Source organism: Streptomyces sp. NPDC059787, from assembly GCF_042732315.1.
Lineage (GTDB): Bacteria > Actinomycetota > Actinomycetes > Streptomycetales > Streptomycetaceae > Streptomyces > Streptomyces atrovirens.
Genome location: NZ_JBHWHX010000099.1, coordinates 1 through 6,654, shown reverse-complemented (window position 1 = coordinate 6,654; position 6,654 = coordinate 1). Strand labels below are relative to the sequence as shown.

Genomic DNA, 6,654 nt, shown 5'->3' with positions numbered 1-6,654 from the left:
CCCTTGAGGCGGGCGGCGACCGCGGCGGCCTCCTTCTTCTCCTTCTGCTTGACCTCGGTGAAGGAGACGTCGTTCGCGATCATGTCGAAGACCTGCTGGGCGGGCTCCTCCTTGAGGACGACCGTCGCCTTGACCTTCTCGGCCGGGTTGTCGTCCACCGGCACCGTGGCGAAGGTCAGGTTCTTGGTGTTGAGCTTGCCCAGCTCCAGACCGAGGTCCTTGAGCTTGCCGATGCTGTTCAGCTGGGAGTCGACGGTCAGCGCCTCGGTGCCCGCCTCGGCGAGCTTCAGCATCTTGGACGGGCTGGTGAGCGTGTCGTTCGACTTCAGCTTGCGCATCAGCGAGCTGAGGAACTGCTGCTGGATCTCGATGCGGCTCAGGTCGCCGCCGAAGCCCACCGAGTGCCGGGTGCGCACGAAGGCCAGCGCCTGCTCGCCCTCGATGGTGTGCTTGCCCGCCGACAGCTTCAGATGCGAGTCCGGATCGTCGATGTCCTTCGCCAGACACACCTCGACCCCGTCGACGGCCGTGGTCAGCGTCTTGACCGCGTTGAAGTCGGCCACCATGAAGTTGTCGGGGGTGACACCGGTCAGCTCGGTGACGGTCCGCATGGTGCAGCTGGGCGTACGGCCGTCCTGGCCGAGGCTCGTGTTGAAGCGGACGCCGGTGGAGCCGGGGATGACCTTCTCCGTCCCGTCCTCCTGCGTGGTCGGGCAGTCGGGGACGTCGACGATCAGGTCGCGCGGGATGCTGAGCGCGGTCGCGTTGGAGCGGTCCTTGGAGACGTGCAGCAGGATCGTGGTGTCCGCGTGGCCGGCGCTGCCCGCGTCGCCGTAGCCGTCGTTGCCGTCGCCGGTGCGCTTGTCGGTGCCGATCAGCAGGATGTTGATGGCCTTGTCCTTCTGGAAGCCACCGGTGCCCGCGCCGTCGTCGGGGAGGGACTGGATGTTGTCGTTGAGGTGCTCCAGATAGAGGTAGCCGCCGACCGCGGTGGCGAGGACGACGAACGCCATGGTGCCGCCGGTCCACAGCAGGATCCTCTTGCCCCGCGACTTCTTCTTCGCCGGCCGGCGTCCGCGCCGCCCCGGAGCCGGTTCCTCCGGTGCCGTACCGCGGCGTCGCCGCTGGGGCGGGACCTCACGGCCGGGCGCGGCCGTACGACGGCCCTTCGCGCCCTCGGTGGTCTCGCGCGGGGCGGGCCTGCGCGGGCCCGGGACGGTCGGCTGGGGCGCGGAAGGGGGCAGTCGCAGTTCGTATTCGCCGGTATCCGGATTCAGTACCCACTGATCCGCGGGATCGACGTTCTCCGTCCGCTCACGTCCTTGCGTGTCCACGATTGTCCGCATCCTCCGTCGGGGCCACGCGGTGCGCCCTCCCCTCCGGACGACCGGTCTCGGTCACTTCGGTGCGCGCTCCTCCTCACGGCGGGGCCTCTCGGACACCGGCGCACCGGACCGTCACATTAACCGCCCGGTTCGCCGTGGGGCGACGTCGGCCTTGAATTCTCAGCTTCCTTACAGCGGGCAATGCGTGCGTTTCCTGAACCAAGGGCCCATTGTCCCGAGCGGCTCTTGTGCCGGTCTTGGAGTTCGCTTTACCCGCAGATGTCCTCGGCGGCGGAGTTGCCGGAGAACGTGGGCGCCGGAGACACCCCGCCGGGACCGCCGTCCGGTGCGGCGTCCCGCGCGGCCGGCGCGATCGCCACGGGCCGGTCCGCACGCAGCCGGGCGAACAGCTCCTCCGCCGCGGGCTGCGCGAGCTGGTCACGATTGACGTCCCCGGTGTACGGCTCCCGGGGAACAGTGAGGAATCGCACCCGCGCGGTGGGGATCTCACGCAGTCCGCGCGCGAGGTCGTACAGACCCCGCAGGCTGGCCAGCTCCGGATCGGTGGTGAGCGACGAGGTGGCCGCGTCCAGAACGGGATACAGCTTCACCGGATTCAGCAGGACGTCGTTGCCGCTCACCTTGTTGACGAGCGCGCCGAGGAAGCGCTGCTGCCGCTCCATACGGCTGGTGTCGCTGCCGTCGCCGAGGGACTTGCGGGCCCGGACGTAACCGAGCGCCTGCTCCCCGTCCAGCGTCACCCGGCCCGCCGGCAGTCTCAGTTCGGCGTCCTCGTCGTCCACGGGTTCGCGCAGGCACACCTCGACACCGCCCACCGCGTCGACCATGTCCTTGAAACCGTCGAAGTCGACGACGACGTGGTGGTCGACGCGGATGTCCGTGAGTTTCTCGACGGTGCGGATGGTGCAGGCGGAACCGCCCACCGCGAAAGCCGAGTTGAACATCGTGAACACCGGCTCGGAACGCGACCCGTCGGGGCGGCGGCAGCCGGGCACGTCCACCATCAGGTCCCGGGGGACCGACACGGCGGTGGCGCTGCGCCGGCCCGCCGACAGGTGCAGCAGGATCACGGTGTCCGAACGCTCCGTCCCCGCGTCCCGCCCGTAGCGGGCGTTCTCCTCCCCGGAGCGCGAGTCCGAGCCGATCAGCAGGATGTTCCGGGCGTCCTTGACGAGCGCCGTGGGCCGCTCCTCCTCGAACCGCGCGAGTTCGGCGGCCGCCGCCTCGTCCGGGGTGATGTTCCTCTCCAGCTTCCTGTACACCGCCCACCCGGCACCCGTGGCCGCGAGCAGTACGACGACGACGGCGAGCCCGGTGCCGCGCGCCCAGCGCCGCCGCCGGCGCCGGGCCCGACCCCGCCCGCTCGCCGAGGACCCCGCCCCCGGACCGAGGGCACGGCCGCCCCCCGGCTGCGCGGGGGACGCGCCTGCGGTGTCACTCATGACCGGGTCCACCCCTCACTGCGTACGGCGTGCGGTGATGCCGTTGCGTACGACGATGACCCGGGACGGCGGCCGGGGGCGGGTGGTGGTGCGCCGGACGGGGGAGGGGGTGGGGCGGACGGGGGGTGTTGTGGGGGTCGGGTTCCGGCAGGGTGGGTGGCGGTGCCGTTACCGGGTGATGACCGTCACCCGTTCGCCCTCCACCCGCTTGTCCAGGGCGTCGTCCCCGAGGCGGTCCAGGTTGCGGCACAGCACCACGGAGCCGCCGGTCGCCAGTGGTCCGTACAGGCCCGTGTTCAGGCCCTCCCACGTGTCGTACGGCCGTCCTGACAGGATCCGCGAGCCGGGGCCGGTCAGACCGAGCTCCGGCGCCTCGGCCCGGGCCCGCTCGACCACCTCCGCCCCGGTGAACTCCCGGCCCGCCACGATCAGCGCCGGCTCCTCGGGGTCGACCGGCGCGTACGGCACGAAGCGGTCTCCCTGCCCCGGTACCTCGACGGCGTAGTCGGCGAAGCCCTCCGGCGGCTGCGGGAAGCGCCCGCCGAGCGGCCTGAGCGCCAGCGCGATCCTGGCCCCCGAGCAGGCCCGCGCGGCCTCCAGCGACTCCGGCTCCGGACCGCTCACGGCCACGTCCGCCGCCGCCGGGTCCCCGGCCACGTCCGCGACCACGCCCACCGACGCGCACGCCAGCAGCCAGACCGCCGTCTGCCAGTGCGCGGGCAGCAGCAGGGCCACCCGGTCACCGGGCTCCACGGACAGCTCGTCCTGGAGGAGATTGGCGGTCTTGGCCACCCAATTGGCGAAGGTGGCCACGGACAATTCGACGCGTTCGCCCGTGGCGTCGTCGTAGAAGGTCACCAGGGGGCGTCCCGGGTCCGCGGCCAGCGCGGAACTCAGCAGGTCGGCAGGGGTGCGGTCGGTGGCGTTCACCCGCGCAAGCGTACGCGGACCCGTCCGCGCGCACCGCCCGCCGGGGGCACCGGTTCGGGGGAACGCGCCCCGACGGGCCGTCAACTCCCCGATGGACAGATTTGTCTGACTGTGTCCAAGCTCAGGGGCATGCGTGGAATTCTTGCTTCCTCAATCGGTGTCACCTGCGCCGCCGCCCTCGCCCTCCCGCTCGCCCCGCCCGCCGCCGCGGCGGACGCGAGACCGGCGCCGACGGCAGAAGCGGCCACGCGCGCAGCGGTGACGGCCCGGCCCGACGTCCCCGGCAGCACCCAGTCGCTGCCCCTGAGACCCCTCACCCGTGACCGTGCCTCCGGCGCCGCCGTCCTCGGCCTCGCCCCACGGGCCGTACGGCCCTTCTCCCTCCTCGGCGTCGTCTGGGACGACCCCGCCGCCGAACTCCACGGCCGCGTCCAGGTCCGCACCCGGGAGGCCGGCACCGGCGCCTGGTCGGACTGGCGGTACGTCGAGGCGCACTACGCCGACCACGGGGCCGATCCGGGCAGCGCGGAGGGGACCGCGGACGGGGTGCGCGGCGCCACGGCACCGCTGTGGGTGGGGGAGTCGGACGGGGTGGAGATCCGGGTGCTGCCGGAGCCCGGTGAAGGTGAGGGCGTGGGCGAGGGCGAGGGCGTGGACGAGGGCGTGGGCGAGGTGACAGGGGTCGATGAGCCCGGGGGCGGCGACCACTCGGTGCTGCCCTCCGGGCTGCGGCTCGAACTCGTCGACCCGGGGGACGAGGTCCTGGAGGGCCCGCGCACCGGCGTCATGAGCGCCGAGGCGACCGCCGCCTCCGCGGCCAACTCCGCACTCGCACCGCTCGGCAGCCTGGAGATCCCCGAGCTGGACGGCGAGCGGACCCGGCAGGAGTACCTCACCCTGCGCGGGGCCGACCTGACCGAGCAGCAGCGGGCCGAGCCGTACATCGGGCCGCGCCCCGCCGTCGTCACCCGGCGCGGCTGGGGAGCCGACGAGAGCCTGCGGGAGAAGCGGTTCGTGTACACCGGCAAGGTCAAGGCGGCCTTCGTGCACCACACCGCCTCCGGCAACAACTACAAGTGCTCACAGGCCCCTTCGCTCGTCCGCGGGTTCTACCGCTATCACGTACGGAGCCTGGGCTGGCGGGACATCGGCTACAACTTCCTCGTCGACAAGTGCGGCAGGATCTACGAGGGCCGGGCCGGGGGAGTGGCGAAGCCGGTCAAGGGGGCCCACACCATGGGCTTCAACACCAACACCACGGGCATCGCGGTGATCGGTTCCTACGGTTCCAAGAAGCCGTCCTCCTCCGCCGTGAAGGCCGTCGCCCGGCTCACCGCGTGGAAACTCGGACTGCACGGGATGAATCCGCGCGCCAAGACATATCTGAAGTCCGGCGGTGGCAATCTCTACCGAAAAGGTAAGAAGGTACGACTGAACGTGATCTCCGGTCACCGGGACGGGTTCAACACCTCGTGCCCAGGGGGGAAGCTCTACAAGAAGCTCGGCACCGCGCGCTCCACCGCGGCCCGCTACCAGGGCCGCTGAGGCGGGCCGGGCGCTCCTTCCTGCCGGAGCCGGTCTGCATACACTGGCCGGCCGAAAGACAGTTCGGCCGGTCCCGGCAGGAAGCAGAGACGACAGGTGACAGAAGCGATCCTCCTGGTCGGCGGCAAGGGCACGCGGCTGCGACCGCTCACGGTGCACACGCCCAAACCCATGGTCCCGGCGGCCGGGGTGCCTTTCCTCACGCACCAGCTGGCGAGAGCGAGAGCGGCGGGCGTCGAGCACATCGTCCTGGCCACGTCCTACCTGGCCGAGGTCTTCGAGCCGTACTTCGGCGACGGGGCGGCCCTGGGGCTGCACATCGAGTACGTGACGGAGGAGGAGCCGCTCGGTACGGGCGGCGCCATCCGGAACGTCGCGTCCCGGCTGCACTCCGGGCCGGACGAGCCGGTACTGATCTTCAACGGGGACATCCTGACGGGGCTGGACATCCGGGCGCTGGTGCGGACGCACGAGACGACCGGCGCGGACGTCTCGCTGCACCTGACGAAGGTGACGGACCCACGGGCGTACGGGCTGGTGCCCACGGACGGTACGGGGAGGGTGCTCGCCTTCCTGGAGAAGCCGCAGACACCGGAGGAGATCGTCACCGACCAGATCAACGCGGGGGCGTACGTGTTCCGCCGGTCGGTGATCGACACGATCCCGGCGGGGCGGGCGGTGTCGGTGGAGCGGGAGACGTTCCCGGGGCTGCTGGCGGCGGGGGCGCACCTGCAGGGGATGGTCGACTCCACGTACTGGCTGGACCTGGGGACCCCGGCGGCCTTCGTACGGGGCTCGGCGGATCTGGTGCTGGGCCGTGCGCCGTCACCGGCGGTGCCCGGACGCTGCGGGGACCGGCTGGTGCTGCCCACGGCGACCGTGGCGCCGGACGCGAAGCTGGCGGGCGGGACGGTGGTGGGCGAGGGCGCGTTCGTGGCGGAGGGCGCGCGCGTCTTCGGCAGCACGATCCTGCCGGGGGCGGTGATCGAACCGGGCGCGGTCATCACCGACTCGCTGATCGGTACGCGGGCACGGGTGGGCGAACGCTCGGTCCTCACCGGCACGGTCATAGGCGACGGCGCGACCATAGGCCCCCGCAACGAACTCCGCGAGGGCGCCCGAGTCTGGTGCGACGCGACGATCCCGGCGGGAGCAGTCCGCTTCTCCTCGGACCAGTAACACCCGCGCCACAACGTCCGGTCCGGTGGGCGGGATGCCCGCGCCACAACGTCCGGTCCGGTGGGCGGGATGCCCGCGGTGCGGCCTTCGGTCCGGTGGGTGGGATGCCCGCGGCGCAGCGTTCGGTTCGGTGGGGGTTGGGGTAGCGCCTGCGGTCGGTGGGTGGGTCGGGGCCGGGTCGGGGGTGTCCGTCCTCGGACTGGCGCGGAACA

General features: G+C 72.0%; 5 protein-coding genes. 2 read left to right on the top strand and 3 right to left on the bottom strand.

Features of this window, described 5'->3' with window-relative positions; all coding sequences use genetic code 11:
- The 3 genes from ACFV5H_RS37615 to ACFV5H_RS37605 form a co-directional block, all read right to left on the bottom strand.
- On the bottom strand, nucleotides 1–1,334 hold a 1,334-nt coding region (locus ACFV5H_RS37615; protein ID WP_385199169.1), incomplete at its 3' end, for an LCP family protein.
- 260 nt (nucleotides 1,335–1,594) lie between these two features.
- A complete protein-coding gene (locus tag ACFV5H_RS37610; RefSeq protein ID WP_385058217.1) occupies nucleotides 1,595–2,788 on the bottom strand; it encodes an LCP family protein in 1,194 nt (397 codons plus the stop codon).
- Between the two features lie 168 nt (nucleotides 2,789–2,956).
- On the bottom strand, nucleotides 2,957–3,718 hold the full coding sequence (locus ACFV5H_RS37605; RefSeq protein ID WP_385199168.1) for a TIGR03089 family protein: 762 nt from the start codon (nucleotides 3,716–3,718) through the stop codon (nucleotides 2,957–2,959).
- 129 nt (nucleotides 3,719–3,847) lie between these two features.
- Here ACFV5H_RS37605 and ACFV5H_RS37600 point away from each other — a divergent pair, with 129 nt between their 5' ends.
- Together ACFV5H_RS37600 and ACFV5H_RS37595 are read left to right on the top strand one after the other, a co-directional pair.
- The gene (locus tag ACFV5H_RS37600) at nucleotides 3,848–5,263 is read left to right on the top strand and encodes a peptidoglycan recognition protein (RefSeq protein ID WP_385199166.1); all 1,416 of its coding nucleotides are present in this window, start codon (nucleotides 3,848–3,850) and stop codon (nucleotides 5,261–5,263) included.
- 96 nt (nucleotides 5,264–5,359) lie between these two features.
- Entirely contained in the window at nucleotides 5,360–6,442 is a 1,083-nt protein-coding gene (locus tag ACFV5H_RS37595) for a sugar phosphate nucleotidyltransferase (RefSeq protein WP_385058222.1), read from the top strand.
- Nucleotides 6,443–6,654 lie beyond the last annotated feature (212 nt).

Coding starts and splice junctions, on each gene's coding strand:
- ACFV5H_RS37610 (WP_385058217.1), bottom strand. CDS start 2,788: ATGAGTGACACCGCAGGCGCGTCCCCCGCGCAGCCGGGGGGCGGCCGT.
- ACFV5H_RS37600 (WP_385199166.1), top strand. CDS start 3,848: ATGCGTGGAATTCTTGCTTCCTCAATCGGTGTCACCTGCGCCGCCGCC.